We start from the raw sequence: 20805 nt of genomic DNA, 5'->3' as shown, positions 1-20805 counted from the left end.
TTATTTTATTCGTCATTACATGTCAAAAGTATTATTTTTACAACAATAAAAAAACTAATCTCTCCTTTTTAGGGAATTGGTAATAAAGCACTGGTCTAGTTGTAAAAAATGAAATATAACCAGCGATTTACATCAGGTATTAAATTATTCACATGACACAAGCATATTTTATGTTTCACCGTTTTTAACTTATTCTTGGTTGCGAACTGCATGTGACTATTAAAAATCAATAGATATTATAAATGAAACTATTTTCTAAAGAACAAATTTATGAAGGCGACAAGTTAACCACAGAGCGTCAAAATATATCTTCAACAGATTTAATGGAACGTGCAGGAACTCAAATTTTTAATTGGATTCATCAACGCATGCAAGGAGCACAAGTGCCAATCCATGTTTTCTGTGGTATTGGTAATAATGGTGGAGATGGATTAGTATTGGCAAGGCATTTAATTACTCACGGTTATAATGTAGTGACGTATATTGTTAATTGCAGTGATAAGCGTTCTAAGGATTTTTTGATCAATTACGATCGTATTAAAAATGTGACTAAAGATTGGCCTAAGATGTTAACCTGTCAGGCAGACTTTCCAGAGTTTCATCAAGACGATATTATTGTAGATGCTGTGTTTGGTATTGGGTTAAATCGTCCTCCTAATGATTGGGTAAAAGAATTGTTTCAGAGATTTAGAGTATCTAAAGCCTTTACCTTGTCAATAGATATTCCTTCTGGTGTTTATACAGATAAAGCTATAGAGGATGAGAATGCGGTAGTACATGCTAACTATACTCTGAGTTTTCAATCACCTAAACTGGTGTTCTTCTTACCTGAGACAGCTAAATATACAGTGCAATGGGAAGTTTTAGATATTGGCATAGACAGAGATTATTTAATGCAAACTGAAACTGAAGTTGAATTGATTTCTAAGTACGAAGTTTTACCACTTTATAAACCAAGACAAAAATTTGCTCATAAAGGAGATTTTGGACATGTGATGATTCTTGGCGGAAGTTATGGAAAAATAGGAGCAGTAAATTTAGCAAGTAGAGCAGCTTTGAGTTCAGGAGCTGGTTTGGTTACCGCTTATATTCCAAAATGTGGTTATCATAGTATGCAAGGGTCGTTACCCGAGGTTATGGTGATTTCTGATGAAAACGAAACAAATATATCCAATATCAGTTTTGATATTGAACCAAACGTAATAGGTGTTGGAGTAGGAGTAGGCACTTCTGCCGAAACAGCAAAAGCATATGAAGCCTTTTTAAAGAAAAATAAAACACCTTTAGTTGTAGATGCTGATGGAATAAATTTACTATCTAAAAAGAAAGCATTATTAAAATTATTACCAGAACAATCCATTTTAACACCACACCCAAAAGAATTAGAACGCTTAGTAGGGAAGTGGCCTGACGATTTTGAAAAGCTAAAAAAAGTAAAAGCTTTTTCTGAAAAGTATAATGTTATTGTACTAATTAAGGGAGCAAATTCTATTACCGTTTACCAAGACAAGTTATACATTAACACTACAGGAAATCCGGGTATGGCAACAGCAGGTAGTGGTGATGTTTTAACTGGAATGATTTCTGGTTTAATTGCTCAAGGTTATGAATCACTAAGTGCAACTATTTTTGGAGTTTACCTTCATGGCAGATCAGCAGATATTGCATTAGAAGATTATGGATACCAAAGTTTAATAGCAAGTCATATCATTGAAACCATTGGCGAGGCTTACATTGATTTATTCAAAAAGCCTGAGCAACCACCTCAAGCGGAAGAGGAACAAGAGCAGCAAGAATAAAAAAAGCCTTCAATTTTGAAGGCTTTTCATTATATGTTGAGATGTAAATTATAATTCTAATTGATTGAATAATGAAACAAGTTGAGGATTTGATGGTCTAGGAGCGTCGGCGCTAACAATATTTCCTGATGGGTCTATAAGGATAAACCTCGGAATTGCATTAATTCTGTAGCCTTGTATAAATTGAGAAGCAAAACCATTATCCGCAAATAATTGTGTACCTCTAAGATCTTTATCGGCAATCATTTTTTTCCAACCTTGATAAGCAGCTTTAGCATCACCTTTGTAACCACGACCATTATCAACTGAAATACTTACAAATTCAATGTTCTTATCTTCAAATTGTTGTTCTAATTTTTTAAGTGATGGAATCTCTCTTATGCAAGGACCACACCAAGTTGCCCAAATATCTATGTACACATATTTTCCTTTTAAATCTGAAAGGGAAGTATTTCCGCCAGCATAATTTTCATAATCCACAAAGCTTGGCGACACTGAGCCTTTGGGTAATGCATTCCTTATAGTAAATTTTGGAGTCAGAAATTTAGTTAGCTGTTGTATTCTGCCCTCAACATTTTGATCCATTAAAGCTACGTGCGTGGAATCTACATCTTTGTATTTTTTCTTTAAACCATCATAAGCTGATTTGTAGTTGTTCACTGCTGTATTTAAATCTTCTTGATTTCCGTTTGCAATAAGCTCTTCAGTAAAATAATCATTAGAGATTAAAAACGATTGAATAGAGAAGTTGTTGGTGTCTTCTGCATCTCCTCCAAAAACCATGGACTTAGCAAAATTTTCGTAATCTGTATTAAAGGTTGATTCATTATCATTTTCCAAGTACATAACTCCATATTGGTCTCCGTGTTGAATGTTATAATCTCCAGCTTCAACTTTTAAAGTGTCTTTGAAAGTACCATCATCAGCGATGGTAATGATTTTTTCGTAATTTCTTCCTTGAAATACCTTTAAGGTTTTTGAAGCATGTGGGTTTTCAATTTTCCCAGAAAGCGTTGCGTAATCTTTAGGTTCTTCTTTTTTACATCCAAAAAAGGATATCGCTAGACAAAGTGCTATTAATTTTTTCATTATTTGTTTTTTTTCAATGCTCAAAAGTAAACATTATATAGTAAAACTTAGGATAGAATGAATTATTAACAAAACCTTGTAGTATCCAAAATTATTCTCAAATTTGACTTATTAGAAATCTTTAATAATGGATAATTATCATATCATTTCGTCAGAAGCACTAGACATTGTAACCATTTACAATATTTTCGATAATAACAAGAAACTAAAACTTTCTGATGAGTCTATTGATAAAGTAGTGTCTTGTAAAGCTTATTTAGATGCTAAGTTAGCAAATGATAAAAAGCCAATGTATGGTATCAATACTGGATTTGGCTCTTTATATAATGTAAAAATATCTGATAAAGATTTAACACAGCTACAAGAAAACTTAGTAATGTCTCATGCATGCGGCACAGGAGATCGTGTTCCGGAATCGGTAGTTAAAGTTATGTTACTTTTAAAGATTCAATCGCTGAGTTATGGTCATAGTGGAGTTCAACTAGAAACCATAAATAGATTAATAGATTTTTTCAACAATGATATTTTTCCGTTTGTTTATACACAAGGCTCTTTAGGAGCTTCAGGCGATTTAGCTCCTTTAGCTCATTTGGCATTGCCGTTGCTAGGAAAAGGAAATGTAATCCATGATGGTAAGGAGTATTCAGCAAATGATATTTTAAAAGAATTTAATTGGAAGCCCATTAAACTTCAAGCAAAAGAGGGCTTAGCACTATTGAACGGCACGCAGTTTATGAGTGCTTATGGAGTTTATCTCTTATTATTATCTCATAAAACCTCTTACTTAGCTGATATTATTGCTTGTATTTCCTTAGATGCTTTTGATGGACGATTAGACCCTTTTCATGATTTAGTGCATGCAGTAAGACCTCACCCAGGGCAAAGAAAAGTAGCAAGAAGATTTAATGAACTTTTAGACGGAAGTGAATTAATATCAAGAGCAAAGGAGCATGTACAAGATCCGTATTCCTTTCGTTGTATTCCACAAGTACATGGAGCTACAAAGGATACTTTAGATTTTGTAGAAAAGGTAATTTTAACTGAAATTAATTCTGTAACAGATAACCCAAATATTTTTCCTGAAGAAGATTTAATAATTTCTGGTGGAAACTTTCATGGTCAACCTTTAGCTTTGGCTTTAGACTATCTAAAAATTGCAATGGCAGAAATCGGTAATATTTCAGAACGTCGCGTATTTCAACTTGTGTCTGGTTTACGAGGTTTACCTGCATTTTTAGTGGATAATCCTGGTCTTAATTCTGGTTTTATGATTCCGCAATACACGGCAGCAAGTATTGTAAGTGCCAATAAGCAAATGGCAACACCAGCTAGTGTAGACAGCATTGTTTCAAGTAATGGACAAGAAGACCATGTAAGTATGGGAGCTAACGCAGCTACCCAAGCTTATACTTTAATAAGAAATGTTGAGCGTGTTATTGCTATTGAACTTATGAATGCGTCTCAGGCACTAGAATTTAGACGTCCACTAAAAACGTCGCCTTTGCTTGAATCTTTTTTGGAGCATTACAGAAAAGTAGTTCCCTTTATAAAAGTTGATGAAGTATTACATGATGATATTGAATCTTCTATTCAGTTTTTAAAAGATGTGGATATCGAAGTTGAAGAGTTATTTCTTAATCATTACGGCTTGAAGTAAATAAAATTATGGTGTTATTTAATATTATTTAACCAAATTATCTGCCCAAGAGAACGCATCTTTCATTTTAGTAAATGTCTCAAAAGGTTTATTGAAGAACCTTTTTTCTATTTCAGCATTTACCTTAGCCTTGTAGTTTTTGGAAACTACAGCAAAACCTTTTAAGTTTTCAATTTTCGCCGTTTCAAAATAGATTTTCGGATCTACGGAGTACGAATTTATTCTGTGAGTAATATACACGAAAGGTTTATCTAAAAAATGATTTTCAGTGATTTCTACAAGAACACTGTTATGATCTGGTGTTATATTTACACCTTCATTCATAACTACTACAACATAATTGTCATAGATTGTCATTTTGCAAAAATCGAATGTTAGGATTTCTTTCATCACAAAAACGGAATAATTATAGGATTAAGGTAAAAAAAAACTCCTTCATAATGAAGGAGTTTAAATTATAATAGATGAACTGACTTAAGATTCTGTTGTTTTACCAGATGTTTTTATCTTAATTTTTAAAGTATCATTTTTTTCATCTAAATCCATAGTTATGGTATCACCTTCATGGATTTTTGAATTAATAATTTCTTCGGCCAAAGCATCTTCGACATACTTTTGAATAGCTCTATTGAGCGGTCTAGCTCCATATTGTTTATCAAACCCTTTTTCGGCAATATAGGCTTTTGCTTTTGCTGTTAGTTTAAGTTCATAACCTAAATCTTTGATTCGGTCAATAAGTTTAACTAATTCAATATCAATTATTTTGTTGATATCTTCCATTTCTAAAGCATTAAACACAATAACATCATCGATTCTGTTTAAAAACTCTGGCGCAAATGCTTTTTTAAGTGCATTTTCAATCACACCTTTTGCATGATCCGATTCTTGAGCTGCTTTAGCAGAAGTACCAAAACCAACACCAGTTCCAAAATCTTTTAGTTTTCTAGCTCCAATGTTAGACGTCATTATAATGATTGTATTTCTAAAATCAATTTTACGGCCAAGACTATCAGTTAAGTAACCGTCATCTAATACTTGTAAAAGCATATTAAATACATCTGGATGCGCTTTTTCTATTTCATCTAATAGGACAACAGCATAAGGCTTACGTCTTATTTTTTCCGTAAGCTGACCACCTTCTTCATAACCTACGTATCCTGGAGGTGCACCAATTAAACGAGAGATGGCAAATTTTTCCATGTATTCACTCATGTCAATACGTACCAAGGCATCGTCACTATCAAATAGCTCTCTAGCTAATACTTTTGCTAATTGCGTTTTACCAACACCAGTCTGCCCTAAAAATATAAATGACCCAATTGGTTTATTAGGATCTTTAAGTCCAGCTCTGTTTCTCTGAATAGCTTTAACTACTTTCGCAACGGCCTGATCCTGACCAATAACTTTACCTTTTATTAAATCTGGTAATTGAGACAGCTTATTAATTTCTGTTTGTGCTATTTTGTTTACTGGTATACCTGTCATCATAGACACCACATCAGCGACATTATCTTCAGTGACAACTTCGCGATGTTGTTTTGTTTCTTCCTCCCATTTTTCTTGGGCAGAAGCTAAGTCTTTTTCTAATCGTTTTTCATCATCACGGAGCTTGGCAGCTTCTTCATACTTTTGTTTTTTAACAACACTATTCTTGGTTTCTTTAACCTCTTCAAGTTTCTTTTCTAACTCAAGAATCTGATCTGGGACATCAATATTAGTAATATGAACACGAGAACCAGCTTCATCTAAAGCATCAATAGCTTTGTCGGGTAAAAATCGCTCAGTCATATAACGATTAGTCAATTTTACACATGCCTCAATCGCATCGTCAGTATAATCCACATTGTGATGTTCTTCGTATTTACCTTTAATATTATTAAGAATTTCAATAGTCTCTTCAACTGTAGTTGGTTCAACTATAACCTTTTGAAAACGACGCTCTAAAGCACCATCTTTTTCAATATATTGCCTATACTCATCTAAAGTGGTTGCACCTATACATTGTATTTCGCCTCTTGCTAGAGCAGGTTTAAACATGTTAGAAGCATCTAAGCTTCCTGTTGCGCCACCAGCACCAACGATGGTATGAATTTCATCTATAAAAAGAATAATATCGTCATTCTTTTCTAGCTCATTCATTACAGCTTTCATACGTTCTTCAAACTGCCCTCTATATTTGGTTCCGGCCACTAAACTCGCTAAATCTAAAGTCACGACGCGTTTGTTAAATAGTGTACGCGATACTTTACGCTTAACAATTCTTAAGGCGAGTCCTTCTGCAATGGCAGATTTACCAACACCAGGTTCCCCTATTAATAAAGGATTGTTTTTCTTTCTTCGACTTAAAATTTGAGATACACGTTGTATTTCTTTTTCTCGTCCTACAACAGGATCTAATTTACCCTCTTCAGCTAGAACGGTTAAATCTCTACCAAAATTATCTAAGACAGGAGTCTTAGATTTTTTGTTTGTTTTACTCGATTGTCCACCAAATGGATTTTGCTTTGCTTCCTCCTCTTCATTCAGATCATCATCTTCAGAGAATGATTCTGCTTTTGGTGTGTCTAGGTAATCATCTTCGCTAGTAATCATAGATTTGAATTCTTCTTTTACGTTATCATAATCCACTTTTAACTTATTTAAAAGTTTAGTCGTTGGATCGTTTTCATTTCTTAAAATGCACAATAATAAATGTGCTGTATTTATCGAGGTGCTTTGAAATAGCTTTGCTTCTAAAAATGTTGTTTTTAAAGCACGCTCAGCTTGCCTCGTAAGGTGTAAGTTCTTTTTTTCGTTAGATGTTGTTGTTATATTAGGATTAGCTGGACTTAGAATTTCAACCTTTCTTCTAAGGTGATTTAAATCTACGTCTAATGCACTAAGTATATCAATTGCTTTGCCATTTCCGTCTCTTAAAAGTCCTAACATTAAATGCTCGGTACCAATAAAGTCATGACCTAGTCGCAAAGCTTCTTCTTTGCTAAAAGCAATAACATCTTTAACTCTAGGGGAAAAATTATCATCCATATTAAATTCCTTTCTGCATTAAAAATAATAAAAACATATTGAGTATAAAGCAAAAATTATACCTTAATTATATGTTATCAACGAAGAGACTAAAAAAGCATTTTATATCAAAGCAAATATTAAGATACTTATTAACTAAAAAGATATCAAATATTGTTAATAAAAACTCCTAAATATAGCTTTGCAATTCTCTTTAAACACTCATAAAATAGTTATATTAGCGCGTTATGAAAACCTACAAAAAAACTAATTAATTTTATTTATGGCAGAAGGAGAAAAACTCATTCCAATTAATATTGAAGATGAAATGAAATCGGCTTACATTGATTATTCAATGTCGGTCATTGTGTCACGTGCGCTACCAGATGTAAGAGATGGTTTAAAGCCTGTTCACAGACGTGTGTTATATGGTATGCATGAGCTAGGTGTTAGAGCAAGCAGCGCGCACAAGAAATCAGCAAGAATAGTCGGTGAAGTTTTAGGTAAATATCATCCTCATGGTGATACATCAGTTTATGATGCAATGGTGCGTATGGCTCAAGAATGGAGTTTGCGTTACATGCTAGTAGATGGTCAAGGTAATTTTGGTTCTGTAGATGGTGATAGTCCTGCAGCAATGCGTTATACAGAAGCACGTATGCGCAAAATATCTGAAGACATGTTGGCAGATATTGATAAAGAAACTGTAGATCATAAATTAAATTTTGATGATACTTTGGAAGAGCCTACTGTGCTTCCAACACGTATTCCTGGATTGCTAGTTAATGGAGCTTCTGGTATTGCAGTTGGTATGGCAACTAATATGCCTCCGCACAACTTAACTGAAGTTGTTAATGGTACTGTTGCTTATATTGAAAATAATGATATTGAGATTGACGAGTTAATGCAACACATCAAAGCACCAGATTTTCCTACAGGAGGAACTATTTATGGTTATGATGGTGTTAAGGAAGCATTTCATACTGGTCGTGGACGCATAGTTATGCGTGGTAATGCTGTAATTGAGGAAGTTCAGGGTAGAGAATGTGTCATAGTTACCGAAATTCCTTATCAAGTCAATAAAGCAGACATGATTAAAAAGACTGCTGATTTGGTGAATGATAAAAAGCTTGAAGGGATTTCTACAATTAGAGATGAATCGGATAGAAACGGAATGCGCATTGTTTATGTTTTAAAGCGCGATGCTATTCCTAATATCGTTCTTAATAAATTATATAAATACACCGCTTTACAGTCGTCTTTTAGTGTTAATAATATTGCGCTTGTTAACGGACGTCCTCAATTATTAAATTTAAAGGAGTTAATTCATTATTTCGTTGAGCATAGACATGAAGTTGTTGTAAGAAGAACAACTTATGAATTACGTAAAGCTCAAGAACGTGCTCATATTTTAGAAGGTTTAATTATTGCATCAGATAATATCGATGAAGTTATTGCTTTAATTAGAGCATCTTCTAATGCAGATGAAGCGAGAGCAAAGTTGATTGAACGTTTTGAATTGAGTGAAATTCAAGCAAAGGCTATAGTTGAAATGCGCCTACGTCAATTAACTGGACTAGAGCAAGATAAACTTCGTGCTGAATATGATGACTTAATGAAAACTATTGAAGATTTAAAAGATATCCTCGACAAAAAAGACCGTCGTATGGCTATCATTAAAGATGAATTAGAGGTTGTTAGAGATAAATATGGTGATGAGCGCCGTTCTGTTATAGAATATGCAGGTGGAGATTTGAGTATTGAAGATATGATACCAGATGAGAAGGTAGTAATTACAATTTCTCATGCAGGATATATTAAGAGAACCTCATTAACAGAATATAAAACACAGAATAGAGGTGGAGTAGGTCAGAAAGCATCTACTACACGTAATGAAGATTTCTTAGAGCATTTGTTTGTTGGGACAAACCATCAATACATGCTATTCTTTACTCAAAAAGGAAAATGTTTCTGGATGCGTGTTTATGAAATACCTGAAGGATCAAAAACATCAAAAGGTAGAGCAATTCAAAACCTTATAAATATTGAGCAAGATGATAAAGTGATGGCTTTTATCTGTACGCAAGATTTAAAAGACGAAGATTACATCAATAGCCATTATGTGATTATGGCTACTAAAAAAGGGCAAGTTAAGAAAACATCACTTGAACAATATTCTAGACCAAGAACAAATGGTATTAATGCCATAACGATTAAGGAAGATGATACTTTATTAGAAGCTAAGCTAACAACAGGCGAAAGTCAGGTTATGTTAGCACTAAAGTCTGGTAAAGCTATTCGTTTTGAAGAAGCTAAAACCAGACCAATGGGTAGAAATGCATCTGGTGTTCGAGGAATTAGATTGCAAAACGAAGAAACCGATGAGGTTATAGGTATGATTGCTGTGGATGATATGGATAGTAATATACTTGTTGTTTCTGAAAATGGTTATGGAAAACGTTCTAGTTTGGAAGATTATAGAATTACCAACAGAGGTGGAAAAGGTGTAAAAACTATTTCTATTACAGAAAAAACAGGTAACTTAGTGTCTATTAAGAACGTTACTGACGAAGATGATTTAATGATTATCAATAAATCTGGTATAGCAATACGTATGGCAGTAGCCGATTTGCGTGTTATGGGAAGAGCTACCCAAGGTGTAAAATTAATAAACTTAAAAGGAAACGATTCTATAGCAGCCGTTGCAAAAGTGATGAAAGATGATGATGAAGCCGATGAGGAAGTTGATGGTGAAACATCTGAAAACCAAACATCTAACGAAGATGGCACGGCTATTGATAACAATGAAACTGAAAACTAAAAATTAACAATAAATTATTTATTACAAGATGAAAAAACTAATTGCATTAGTGTTACTCGTAGTAGTTACTTCGATGTCTTTTGCGCAAAAGAATGAAGTTAAGGCTATTGAGAAAGCACTTAAAAATTCGAATTTTGGTGATGCTAAATCGGCTTTAGCGGCTGCAGAGGCTCTAAAAGGAAATATGGATGATAAAACAAAAACGAAGTTTTATTATTTAAAAGCCCAAGCGCTATATGCAGAAGGGCAAGGTTCTGATGCTGATATTGATGAGGCTATTTCAACTTTAGATATGTTGAAGGATTTGGAATCTTCGATAGGAAAGTTGAAATATACTGAAGATGCCAACACTATGAAGACTGGTATGATGAATTCTTTTTTAACTAAGGCTAATGATGCCTTTACTAATAAGAACTATGAAGTTGCAGCTAAAGGATTTGAGAAAGTTTATAGAATGTCGCCAACAGATACATTATACCTTTACTATGCGGCAACATCTGCAGTTTCGGTTCCTGATTATGATACGGCTTTAGATTATTATATTGAATTAAACAATATGGGCTATAGTGGTGAAAAAATGAACTATTACGCAACTAATGTAGAAACAGGTGTAGAAGAAGCGTTTGGTGATAAAAAATCCAGAGATTTTTCAGTTCAGGCAAAATTGCATAAAGATCCTAAAGATGAAATGAGCGAAGCAAAAACGGCAGAAATTGTAAAAAATATCGCTTTAATTTACGTGTCTCAAGAAAAAAATGAGAAAGCTTTAGGCGCAATGGCAGATGCTCGTGCAGAAAATCCTGATGATATAGGATTATTATTATCCGAGGCGAATGTTCATTTAAAGATGGGCAATAGAGATAAGTTTAAAGCTTTAATGGAAGAGGCAACTAAGAAAGATCCTAATAATGCCGAGCTATTTTATAATTTAGGTGTTTTAGCTGCTGAGGCTGGCAACACTGAAGAATCATTGAACTACTATAAAAAAGCAATTGAAATTAATCCAAATTACGTTGATGCTTACAATAACATGGCTGTTTCAATTTTATCTGGTGAAGCTGCTATAGTAGAAGAAATGAATGGATTAGGAACAAGTTCAGCAGACAACAAAAAGTATGACGAATTAAAAGAAAAGCGTACACAATTATATAATGATGCTATTCCTTTTTTAGAAAAGGCTTTAGAATTAAAAAACACAAATATAGATGCTGCAAGAACGTTAATGAATATCTACAGTGCTCTAGGTGAAATGGACAAGTTTAAGGCAATGAAAGCTAAAATAGAAACTATGGAGGCTTCTGCAGGAGGCAATTAATCGTCTCTATTTAATAAAATAAAATGCGACTTATTTAATAAGTCGCATTTTATTTTTTATATAATCTTTTTAATAACTCTTAGTTTGTGAGTATGTGCATTTTTATCCATATTATAAATGCCACTGTGATCTAATCTATCTATTCTAACTTTACCATGCGCATGGATAATATAATTGTCTTTCATGATAATACCAACATGTATAATGCTACCTTCGGCATTATCAAAAAAAGCTAAATCTCCAGGTTCACTTTCTTCAATAAAACTTAAGGCTTCACCTTGTGTTGCCTGTTGGGATGCATCTCTTAAGAGCTTGTAGCCATTAAGTTTATATACCATTTGAGTAAATCCAGAGCAATCTATACCAAAAGGTGTTTTTCCTCCCCATAAATAAGGAGCGTTTAAATATAAGAAAGACGTCTTAACAATTTCTGCTTTTGGACGCCTAATATTTAAGCTATTACCGTCAAAATTATGGTTGAGTAGTTTTAGACCGTTTAAACTAGATCCAACAGGAATAGGATATAAATTTTTCAAAGAATCCGAAACATATTCAATTAAATCTTTAGAAAGCCTATTGTCAGATTTTGATAATTCTTTGTAATCAGCCTCTTCAATCTCTAAATACTGTTTGTTATCAATCCAACCTTCATATTTATCATATGCAAAACGAATACGACTCCATTTTTTGCGTTGCTCTAATACTTTAAAATGGTCACCATACAATGCTTGCGTTACCATTTCACTGGTATCGCTAGGCTCTAATCGTATTGGTACAATTCCAAGATTGCAGATGCCGTATTGCATAAATGTAATATTTAAGCGCGTTCTAATATCATAGCAGAAGCACCACCACCACCATTGCATATTGCAGCAGCTCCAATCTTAGCATCATTTTGATGAAGAACATTAATTAGGGTTACTAAGATTCTGGCACCAGAGCACCCGAGTGGATGTCCTAAAGATACAGCACCTCCATTAACGTTTACATTACTATCGTTTAGTCCTAGAATTTTCATATTCGCTAAACCAACTACAGAAAAGGCTTCATTAAACTCAAAGTAATCAACATCACTTAAGTTAATATTTGCCTTTGCTATTGCCTTTGGTAAAGCTTTAGCAGGCGCAGTAGTGAACCATTTTGGCTCTTGTGCAGCATCTGCATAACTTTTTATAGTAGCTATAGGCTTTAGACCTAATTCATTTGCTTTTTCTGAACTCATTAACACCATTGCTGCAGCACCATCATTAATTGTAGATGCATTAGCTGCGGTTACAGTGCCATCTTTAGTAAATGCAGGACGTAAAGCAGGTATTTTTTCCATTTTTACGTTCGTATATTCTTCATCTCTATCCATTATAATTGGCTCACCGCGACGTTGAGGTACTTCAACAGGAACTACTTCATTATCAAATTTACCTGCATCCCAAGCTGAGCTAGAGCGATTATAGGATTGAATGGCATAAGCATCTTGATCTTCTCTACTGAATTTGTATTCAGTAGCACAAGCATCTGCACACACTCCCATAGCGTTTTTATCATACGCATCCACTAATCCATCTTTTTGCATACCATCTTCAAGTGTAGCTGGGCCAAATTTTGTAGCGGATCTCGCATGATAATAATGCGGAATTGCACTCATATTTTCCATGCCACCAGCAACAACTATTTCTGCGTCACCAAGTTGAATGGCTTGTGCTGCTTGCATAATAGCTTTCATGCCAGAGGCACAAACTTTATTAATAGTGGTACAAGGAACTGAGTCTGGTATACCAGCATAAATGGCAGCTTGCCTTGCTGGAGCCTGACCTGTACCTGCTTGTACAACATTACCCATTAAAACTTCATCAACCATTTCGGGTTTTAAATTTATTTTACCTAAAGCACCTTTAATTGCAATAGCACCTAATCTTGGTGCTGGTACACTAGACAAACTTCCTAAAAAACTGCCGATGGGAGTTCTTACTGCCGAAACTATGACAACGTCCTTGTTCATTGTGTTATGAATATATTAGTTGCTGCGAAATTAATCAATTTTTGAGAGATTTCGGAATGTATTACTGATTATAGCGGTCTAAAATTCTAATATTTATTACATTTGATTGTATATGAAACATCAGTGATAAAAATTTCGTACAATAACGAAGCTCTATTCTTTGACGTTCCGTACTCATGCTTAGCGTAGTCGAAGTATGATCTTTAAAAAACGATGAATGTAAACACATGAATGCACTTCTTAATAAATGGTATAAAAATCATGCGCTTGTATATAAGATATTATTATTCTTAGTTACAACACTATTTATTGTTTACCTATTTCCAAAAACAGGAAAATTCAGATATTCTTTTGAAAAAGGAAAACCATGGCAATCAGAAAATCTATATGCTCCATTTAACTTTGCCATTAAGAAATCTCAAATTGAAATTGAAAGCGAAAAGATAGAGATTGAAAAGAATAGTCCCATTTATTTTAAAAGCAATAAGGATATTGAAGTTGCTGTCTTGTCAGATTATATAGAACATTTTAATCAAACTTTTAAGGACTCTAGTTATATAAAAATTGAAAACTCAAATTTATATAAAAAAGGAAAAATACTTATTGATGAGTTATATAGTAATGGTGTTTTAGATATAGAATATGAATATTCTGATGAAAAACCTGTTATATTATCGTCCTCTAATAAGTTGAAAAAGGAATTAAAGTATGGAGGTTTACATGAATTAAAAGAATTAAGGCAGCTTATAGAAAGGCATTTTGGTAACTCAGTTTCTTTAGAAAAGCGAACTAAAATGATGTCTATTTTCTTTGATATTATAAAACCAAATGTTACCATAAATGAAAACTTAACACAGCAGGCATTAGAGGAGGAGCTATCTAAAATTTCGTTAACGAGAGGAAGCGTTGAGAAAGATCAGTTGATAATTTCAAAAGGTCAAGTTGTAGAAAATAATCAATATGATATTCTAGACTCTTTAAAATCTGAATATGAATCACAGACATGGAATTCGGCTAACTACAACTGGGTTCTTGTTGCTTATACGCTTTTAGTAGCATTAGCGTTGTTGATGTTACTTTTATTTCTTCGAAAGTATAGATTAGAGGTCTTTTTGAATAATACTAAAGTCACCTTTATATTTTTCAATATTGCCTTAATGATTTTGTTGACCACTTTGGTGATAAATTATGACTCTGAGTACTTATATGTAGTACCTCTTTGTATTTTACCATTAATCTTAAAAGCTTTTTTCGATGCCAGACTAGGCTTGTTTGCTCATGTTTTAACGGTGTTGTTATTAGGTTTCATTGTGCCGAATAGTTATGAATATATGTTTCTTCAAATTATAGCTGGTATAGTTACTATTTTAACGGTATCAGAATTATATAAAAGGGCTAATCTATTTATCTCTGTTGGACAAATTACGTTTATATATATCATTGCCTATTTTGCTTTTTTCGTTATTCACGAAGGGCAACTTACAGGTTTAAAATGGGAAACTTTTGGGTTATTTGTCCTCTGTGGATTGGCAACACTTTTCGTTCAGCCTTTGATTTATATTTACGAAAAGATTTTCGGATTAGTTTCTGATGTGTCACTTTTAGAATTATCTGATACAAACACAAAGCTACTTAAAGAGTTATCCAATAGAGCTCCTGGTACATTTCATCACTCATTGAATGTCGCTAATTTAGCTGAAGCTTCTGCAAACGAAATTGGAGCTAATGCTATGTTGATTAGAGTAGGAGCATTATATCATGATATTGGTAAGATGAAAAACCCTACATATTTCACCGAAAATCAAAGTACAGGTATTAATCCACACGACGAATTGTCTAACTTAGAAAGTGCGAAAATTATCATAGACCATACAATAAATGGAATAGAAATAGCAAAGAAACATAATCTGCCAGATAGAGTTATTGATTTTATAAGAACTCACCATGGCACTAGTTTGGTTTATTACTTTTATATGAATGAAAAGTCGAGCAATGAGTATGTAAATATTGAAGATTTTTCTTATCCAGGACCAAAACCTTTTAGTAAAGAAACCGCTATTTTGATGATGTGTGATAGTGTAGAAGCGGCATCTAAAAGCTTAAAAGAGCCAACAAGTACAAAGATTAATGAGTTTGTAGAGAATATTATTAATAAACAGATGGAAAGTGGTCAGTTTTTAAACGCAGATATTACATTTAAAGAAATTCAATCTATTAAAAAGGTACTAAAGCTTAAGTTGGCAAACATCTATCACTTAAGAATTGAGTATCCTGAATAAAAACAAAAAAGCCTCAACACTTCTGTTAAGGCTTTTTGTGATCGCACTAGGATTCGAACCTAGGACCGCCTGCTTAGAAGGCAGGTGCTCTATCCAGCTGAGCTATGCGACCATTTTTAAAGTTAAAAACTTTAAAATGCGATAAAGTCGGGGTGGCAGGATTCGAACCTGCGGCCTCCACGTCCCAAACGTGGCGCGATAACCGGGCTACGCTACACCCCGAAATGATTATCTAAATATTACTAACAGTCGCATTAGCTGCAGTAAATTTTGCGGAGAGACAGGGATTCGAACCCTGGGTACCTATTTCTAGGTACGACGATTTAGCAAACCGCTCCTTTCGGCCACTCAGGCACCTCTCCGGTAATAAATGAACGTATTTCAATAAAAATGCGGATGCAAAGTTAACTTTTCATATTAAAGAACGCAACATTTTTTTTGAGTTTTTTATAGCTATTTTTTTTATTAATAAGTCTTGAGTTGCTATTGGCTTATTTATTAGATTTTTAGTTCTATATTTAATTTCAAGATTCATTATAAAACACTTTAAATATAAATGTCAAAATATCAAAATGATAGAGCTTTTACAGATTATGTACATAAGAATCTAGCTTTACCTTTGATTTATAAATCCTTGCAATGGACTGAAGTACAACTGAGAAAAGATTATGCTAAATACATAGATATGATGAATGGTATCGATTATGTTTTTAGAAAGGGAGATAATATTATGAGTGTACAAGAGCGTTTTAGAGAAGAGCAGTATAAAGACTATTCAGATTTTACAATTAGATACAGAAGAGATGAAAATAAAGTTGAAGAGCGACACAAATCTGAATATTACAAGATGAAGGCACACTATTTTACTTATGGTATAATTGATAGGTCTAAAAGTGAAGTAAAAAATGCTTCTGGATTTTTAAAGTATGCTGTTATAGATTTAAAAAAAGTTTACGATAAGCTTGATTCTAAAGCAATTTTTATCTCAGATAATAAAAAGAATAAATGTGAGATTATTGATGGTAACCGTATTGAATGTCCTGTAAAATATAACACAGATGGTTCATCATCTTTTTTTCCTATAGACATTTCTTACCTAGTAAAACTGTGGGGAAACGATATGGTAATTGCCCAAAAAGGTTTTCTGTAATTATAATTTTGAACACACTAAGATAACCTTCTCATCATTTAAATTAGTAGTAAAGAATAGATAAGTTGAGCCACCATCTTTTATTTTCAATTTCTTTCTAATATCACTTACAGATATTGGGAAATTCCTAGTGGTGACATTCGCCTTTGAAATTTTTTCTTTTGCAAATACCTTTTTTTTAAATGACAACGTTTTTTTAATTTGAAATCGTCTTCCAGGAAAATCAATTAACGCATCAGAAGTGTATAAATGAGAATGTTTGTGCAACTTGTTGAGCATTAATTGTTCACTGATGGAGTTAAAAGCGCCAGCTTTGAGAATTGCAGAATTAGGTTCATATAAATAATTGAGAGGTTCACTGTATTTAACATCAGCAATTACTTCGTTTTCAAAATTGAATTCAAAATTGTGAATCTTATCTTTTTGCAGATTCACTGACTTAATGGTAACATCTCCTTCATAATCTCGCTCTAATAGCCACAATAATTCTTTCACTTCATTGTTAACAGCAACAACATGAATCTCCTTGACATGATTTAAATCAGAACGGGTTGCAGATAAGTCTAATAGAGGTGAAGTTTTTATCATTACACCTTTAGCGTACTTTAAAAATAAATTCTGAAAGGTCTTTATATTTGGTGTACAATCTGAAAGTAAGAACACTTTCTTTTTACTATCATCTCGTCGGGAAGGATCAATATAGATGCAATCAAATGGTTGATCTAATTGTTTTAAGACGTCAATACCACTTTCATTTTTACATCTAATATTAGAAGCATTTAATGCTTGGTAATTGTGCTTTACTATGCTAGAAAGCTCAGTATCAACTTCGCAATGTACTACACTGTCTATTTGTTTAGAAAAATAATAAGCATCTATACCAAAACCACCAGTAAGATCAATTAGCGATTCTCCAGAAACTAAATTGGCTTTATATGTTGCAGTTATTTCTGAAGAGGTCTGTTCAATATTAAGTTTATTGGGATAGTAAATATCATCAGTATTGAACCAAGTTGGTAGCTTCTTTTCACAACGCTTTTTAGCTTCTACTTGTTCAATAATAGTTTTAGCTTCTATATCATTGAAAGGAACTCCTTTTAGTAAAAGGCTTGCAATATCTGACTTCAGATTTGCATCTATATATTTCTGAATTTCAGTATTTAAGATATCTAAATTCAAACTAAACTAAAGGTCTTTAGTCAGTTTATTTACGACTTTATATTCTGATAAGAATTCCTTCAGAATTACTTTAATTGCGGTATAAGCTGGTATTGCGACAATCATACCTACAATACCGAATAAAATTCCTGCTATAATAATTACTAGGAATATTTCGAGTGGGTGAGATTTTACACTTTTGGAGAATATGTATGGTTGACTGAAGAAATTATCCACTAGCTGCGCAACAATAAAACCAATCATTACATAAGTAGTTTTTGGTAATATGACCTCACTAAAACTCTCACCAAGATTGCTAGACATGCTGAGTAATAACATTAAAAAACCACTGACTAAAGGCCCTACATATGGAACAAGATTTAATAATGCACACAGAAAAGCAATGACTACGGCATTATCTATTCTAAATATAAGAAGTACAATAGTATAGATAACGAATAGAATTAATATCTGAAAAATTAAACCTACGAAGTAGCGTGATAGCAAATCTTTTATTTTGGTAAAAGAACGTTTTGAGCGCATTTCGTTTCCTTTTGGTATAAATGTCATAATGCCATCTTCAAACAGTTTACTATCTTTTAAAAAGAAAAACGAAATAAATAAAACTGAAAACAAGCCAATACTAAAACTCCCCAATCCACTTATAAAACTATTTAGGAAATTAGGAATTGCGGCAAAATCTAGCTTAGACAATAGATTAGAATCTTTTATAGATTGTTCTACATCTATATTCTGAAATTCAAAATAGGTAACAATTTGGTTGTATAAATTCTCAACATTTTCTTGAAGTTGTTCAATATTTAGTAAAGCTAAATTTTGACCTTGTTCTGCAACTAACGGAATAAACATGCCTACTAAACCTGCTAATAGTCCTATAAATAAAACCATAGTTACAACGACAGCTACTGTATTGTTGAATTTCAGTTTTCGTCTAAGAAAGATAACTATAGGTCTTCCAATTAATGAAATAACTGCAGCAACAGCTACATAAACAATTACTGACTGAATTTTATACAAAAAAAACAAAACCAAAGCAATAGCAAGCAAAATGCCTAGAGCTCTTAAAATACCATTAGCAATAACTTTTGAATTCATGGTCTAAATATAGTTAAAGATACGGAAATACCCGTCTCCCGACAGGCAGGAATTCAGCACAGCAAATTTAAGAATTAAGTTGTTTAGTCAGTTCGTAAAGTGTGATACTTGTTGCTTGCACCACATTCATGCTACTATTATTTCCATACATGTTAATATGAACAATAGCATCACTTTGATTTAAAATATCTTCTGATACACCAAAGTTTTCATCACCTAAAATTAGTGCAATGGGTAGTTTAGTATTTAAAGTAAATTGATTCAATTCTTGGCTATTTTTTGTAATCTCTAAAGCTATTAAAAAGTAGTTTTTAGCTTTTAAGTCAGTAATTACAGTCTTAATACTTTTTTCAATTCTATGATTAACATACTTTTCAGTAGATCGTGATGTTTTAGTCATGCGTTTTCCAAGCGATATATTTTTGCCACACAAAATCAGTTCTTCAATGCTAAAAGCATCGGCAATGCGAAACAAACTGCCAATATTTGGTGCATTGGAGATGTTATCGCAAACTAAGGTGATTGGATGTTTTTGTTTTTTGAAGTTGGTGGTGTAGTGGGTGAGTTGCTTCAAAACTTATGGTAATCATTACAAAAATAGGAAAGGTGAGTAGGTGTTTGGAACATACATCCAACAAAAGGCATGCAAATATTAACATCAGATTTCGAAGAATAAGTGTGCCAACTTATACTATTCATAGATTGAAAAGTAAAAGCTAGAGCAAGAACTATAGCTAATATTTTATATTTAGTTGAAAATTTTTCCATCATTATTTAATTCTCAAAAGCATACTTCACAATATTTGCTCCCATTTTCAATGCTTTTTCACGAACCTCTTCAGGATCATTGTGTACTTCTTCATCTTCCCAACCGTCTCCTAAATCTGTTTCTAAAGTAAACAATAAAACCAATCTACTTTCATGAAAAATGCCAAAGGCTTTGGGCGCTTTACCATCATGCTCATGGATTTTTGGTAAACCATTAGGGAAATTATATGCCGTACTGAAAATGGCATGGTTCTTAGGGATTTCAATCAACTCACTATTAGGAAACACTTTCTTTAATTCTTTTGTAATATATGGTTCCATACCATAGTTATCATCAATATGAAGAAAGCCACCTGAGACTAAATAATTCCGAAGATTTTCTGCATCATCATCACTAAAAAATACATTACCATGACCAGTCATATGTAATAATGGAAATTGAAAAATATCTGTGCTGCCAGCTTCAACCGTTTTAATGTTCTCATTAATGTTGGTGTCTATATAGTCATTGCAGTATTTTACCAAATTTGGTAATGCAGTCGGATTACTGTACCAATCACCACCACCTTTGTATTTTAATATCGCTACTTCTTGAGCAAATGAGATGAAATAGAAAAGAGAAAAGAGAAATGAGAAAAATAATTTCATGCG

General features: G+C 33.1%; 15 protein-coding genes and 3 tRNA genes. 6 read left to right on the top strand and 12 right to left on the bottom strand.

Annotation, left to right across the window (positions count from 1 at the left end; all coding sequences use genetic code 11):
- Window positions 1-242 precede the first annotated feature (242 nt).
- Complete coding sequence (locus tag SJY34_RS04025; RefSeq protein WP_400079138.1) at window positions 243-1799, top strand: NAD(P)H-hydrate dehydratase; 1557 nt, start codon at window positions 243-245, stop codon at window positions 1797-1799.
- Window positions 1800-1847: 48 nt separating this feature from the next.
- Here the strand turns inward: SJY34_RS04025 and SJY34_RS04020 are convergent, their stop codons facing one another.
- On the bottom strand, window positions 1848-2888 hold the full coding sequence (locus SJY34_RS04020) for a TlpA family protein disulfide reductase (RefSeq protein WP_400079136.1): 1041 nt from the start codon (window positions 2886-2888) through the stop codon (window positions 1848-1850).
- A 127-nt stretch (window positions 2889-3015) separates the two neighbouring features.
- Between SJY34_RS04020 and hutH the strand changes: the two genes are divergently transcribed.
- The gene (gene hutH, locus SJY34_RS04015; RefSeq protein WP_400079134.1) at window positions 3016-4545 is read left to right on the top strand and encodes a histidine ammonia-lyase; all 1530 of its coding nucleotides are present in this window, start codon (window positions 3016-3018) and stop codon (window positions 4543-4545) included.
- Window positions 4546-4569: 24 nt separating this feature from the next.
- On the opposite strand, the gene SJY34_RS04010 is transcribed toward hutH, so the two are convergent.
- Together SJY34_RS04010 and SJY34_RS04005 are read right to left on the bottom strand one after the other, a co-directional pair.
- On the bottom strand, window positions 4570-4935 hold the full coding sequence (locus SJY34_RS04010) for a hypothetical protein (protein ID WP_400079132.1): 366 nt from the start codon (window positions 4933-4935) through the stop codon (window positions 4570-4572).
- 84 nt (window positions 4936-5019) lie between these two features.
- Window positions 5020-7572 (bottom strand): ATP-dependent Clp protease ATP-binding subunit, encoded by a 2553-nt coding sequence (locus SJY34_RS04005; protein WP_400079130.1) that lies wholly within the window; start codon window positions 7570-7572, stop codon window positions 5020-5022.
- A 262-nt stretch (window positions 7573-7834) separates the two neighbouring features.
- On the opposite strand from SJY34_RS04005, the gene gyrA reads away from it, so the two are divergent.
- On the top strand, window positions 7835-10372 hold the full coding sequence (gene gyrA, locus SJY34_RS04000) for a DNA gyrase subunit A (RefSeq protein ID WP_400079128.1): 2538 nt from the start codon (window positions 7835-7837) through the stop codon (window positions 10370-10372).
- 28 nt (window positions 10373-10400) lie between these two features.
- Window positions 10401-11687 (top strand): tetratricopeptide repeat protein, encoded by a 1287-nt coding sequence (locus SJY34_RS03995; protein ID WP_400079126.1) that lies wholly within the window; start codon window positions 10401-10403, stop codon window positions 11685-11687.
- A 56-nt stretch (window positions 11688-11743) separates the two neighbouring features.
- On the opposite strand, the gene SJY34_RS03990 is transcribed toward SJY34_RS03995, so the two are convergent.
- On the bottom strand, window positions 11744-12493 hold the full coding sequence (locus SJY34_RS03990) for an NlpC/P60 family protein (protein ID WP_400079124.1): 750 nt from the start codon (window positions 12491-12493) through the stop codon (window positions 11744-11746).
- Window positions 12494-12504: 11 nt separating this feature from the next.
- Window positions 12505-13683 (bottom strand): acetyl-CoA C-acyltransferase, encoded by a 1179-nt coding sequence (locus tag SJY34_RS03985; RefSeq protein ID WP_400079122.1) that lies wholly within the window; start codon window positions 13681-13683, stop codon window positions 12505-12507.
- A gap of 227 nt (window positions 13684-13910) precedes the next feature.
- Between SJY34_RS03985 and SJY34_RS03980 the strand changes: the two genes are divergently transcribed.
- Window positions 13911-15962: an HD family phosphohydrolase gene (locus SJY34_RS03980; protein ID WP_400079120.1), complete on the top strand. Its 2052-nt coding sequence runs from the start codon at window positions 13911-13913 to the stop codon at window positions 15960-15962.
- A 38-nt stretch (window positions 15963-16000) separates the two neighbouring features.
- On the opposite strand, the gene SJY34_RS03975 is transcribed toward SJY34_RS03980, so the two are convergent.
- The 3 genes from SJY34_RS03975 to SJY34_RS03965 all read right to left on the bottom strand — a co-directional run bounded on the left by SJY34_RS03975 (window position 16001) and on the right by SJY34_RS03965 (window position 16324).
- Window positions 16001-16074: transfer RNA gene (locus SJY34_RS03975), tRNA-Arg, on the bottom strand.
- Window positions 16075-16109: 35 nt separating this feature from the next.
- Window positions 16110-16184: transfer RNA gene (locus SJY34_RS03970), tRNA-Pro, on the bottom strand.
- Window positions 16185-16235: 51 nt separating this feature from the next.
- Window positions 16236-16324 (bottom strand) — tRNA-Ser (locus SJY34_RS03965).
- Window positions 16325-16518: 194 nt separating this feature from the next.
- Here SJY34_RS03965 and SJY34_RS03960 point away from each other — a divergent pair.
- Complete coding sequence (locus SJY34_RS03960; RefSeq protein WP_400079118.1) at window positions 16519-17112, top strand: hypothetical protein; 594 nt, start codon at window positions 16519-16521, stop codon at window positions 17110-17112.
- Here the strand turns inward: SJY34_RS03960 and SJY34_RS03955 are convergent, their stop codons facing one another.
- The 4 genes from SJY34_RS03955 to SJY34_RS03940 all read right to left on the bottom strand — a co-directional run bounded on the left by SJY34_RS03955 (window position 17113) and on the right by SJY34_RS03940 (window position 20802).
- The gene (locus SJY34_RS03955; RefSeq protein ID WP_400079116.1) at window positions 17113-18291 is read right to left on the bottom strand and encodes a class I SAM-dependent methyltransferase; all 1179 of its coding nucleotides are present in this window, start codon (window positions 18289-18291) and stop codon (window positions 17113-17115) included.
- A 6-nt stretch (window positions 18292-18297) separates the two neighbouring features.
- Window positions 18298-19386, bottom strand: a complete 1089-nt coding sequence (locus SJY34_RS03950) for an AI-2E family transporter (protein WP_400079114.1) — start codon at window positions 19384-19386, stop codon at window positions 18298-18300.
- A gap of 67 nt (window positions 19387-19453) precedes the next feature.
- Window positions 19454-19960, bottom strand: coding sequence for a TrmH family RNA methyltransferase (locus SJY34_RS03945; protein WP_400079112.1), 507 nt, complete (start codon window positions 19958-19960; stop codon window positions 19454-19456).
- Window positions 19961-20160: 200 nt separating this feature from the next.
- Window positions 20161-20802 carry a DUF4159 domain-containing protein gene (locus SJY34_RS03940; protein WP_400079110.1) on the bottom strand — a complete coding sequence of 214 codons (642 nt, stop codon included), beginning with the start codon at window positions 20800-20802 and terminating at the stop codon, window positions 20161-20163.
- Window positions 20803-20805 lie beyond the last annotated feature (3 nt).

The sequence above is a fragment of the Winogradskyella sp. R77965 genome, assembly GCF_044594915.1.
GTDB lineage: Bacteria > Bacteroidota > Bacteroidia > Flavobacteriales > Flavobacteriaceae > Winogradskyella.
Note: the sequence above shows the minus strand (reverse complement) of the source record. Positions and strands in the feature narration are given on the sequence as shown.

What these genes read in the sequence shown, in the direction of transcription:
- SJY34_RS04025 (WP_400079138.1), top strand. Translation starts at nt 243, where the DNA reads ATGAAACTATTTTCTAAAGAACAAATTTATGAAGGCGACAAGTTAACC.
- SJY34_RS04020 (WP_400079136.1), bottom strand. Translation starts at nt 2,888, where the DNA reads ATGAAAAAATTAATAGCACTTTGTCTAGCGATATCCTTTTTTGGATGT.
- hutH (WP_400079134.1), top strand. Translation starts at nt 3,016, where the DNA reads ATGGATAATTATCATATCATTTCGTCAGAAGCACTAGACATTGTAACC.
- SJY34_RS04010 (WP_400079132.1), bottom strand. Translation starts at nt 4,935, where the DNA reads ATGAAAGAAATCCTAACATTCGATTTTTGCAAAATGACAATCTATGAC.
- SJY34_RS04005 (WP_400079130.1), bottom strand. Translation starts at nt 7,572, where the DNA reads ATGGATGATAATTTTTCCCCTAGAGTTAAAGATGTTATTGCTTTTAGC.
- gyrA (WP_400079128.1), top strand. Translation starts at nt 7,835, where the DNA reads ATGGCAGAAGGAGAAAAACTCATTCCAATTAATATTGAAGATGAAATG.
- SJY34_RS03995 (WP_400079126.1), top strand. Translation starts at nt 10,401, where the DNA reads ATGAAAAAACTAATTGCATTAGTGTTACTCGTAGTAGTTACTTCGATG.
- SJY34_RS03990 (WP_400079124.1), bottom strand. Translation starts at nt 12,493, where the DNA reads ATGCAATACGGCATCTGCAATCTTGGAATTGTACCAATACGATTAGAG.
- SJY34_RS03985 (WP_400079122.1), bottom strand. Translation starts at nt 13,683, where the DNA reads ATGAACAAGGACGTTGTCATAGTTTCGGCAGTAAGAACTCCCATCGGC.
- SJY34_RS03980 (WP_400079120.1), top strand. Translation starts at nt 13,911, where the DNA reads ATGAATGCACTTCTTAATAAATGGTATAAAAATCATGCGCTTGTATAT.
- SJY34_RS03960 (WP_400079118.1), top strand. Translation starts at nt 16,519, where the DNA reads ATGTCAAAATATCAAAATGATAGAGCTTTTACAGATTATGTACATAAG.
- SJY34_RS03950 (WP_400079114.1), bottom strand. Translation starts at nt 19,386, where the DNA reads ATGAATTCAAAAGTTATTGCTAATGGTATTTTAAGAGCTCTAGGCATT.
- SJY34_RS03940 (WP_400079110.1), bottom strand. Translation starts at nt 20,802, where the DNA reads ATGAAATTATTTTTCTCATTTCTCTTTTCTCTTTTCTATTTCATCTCA.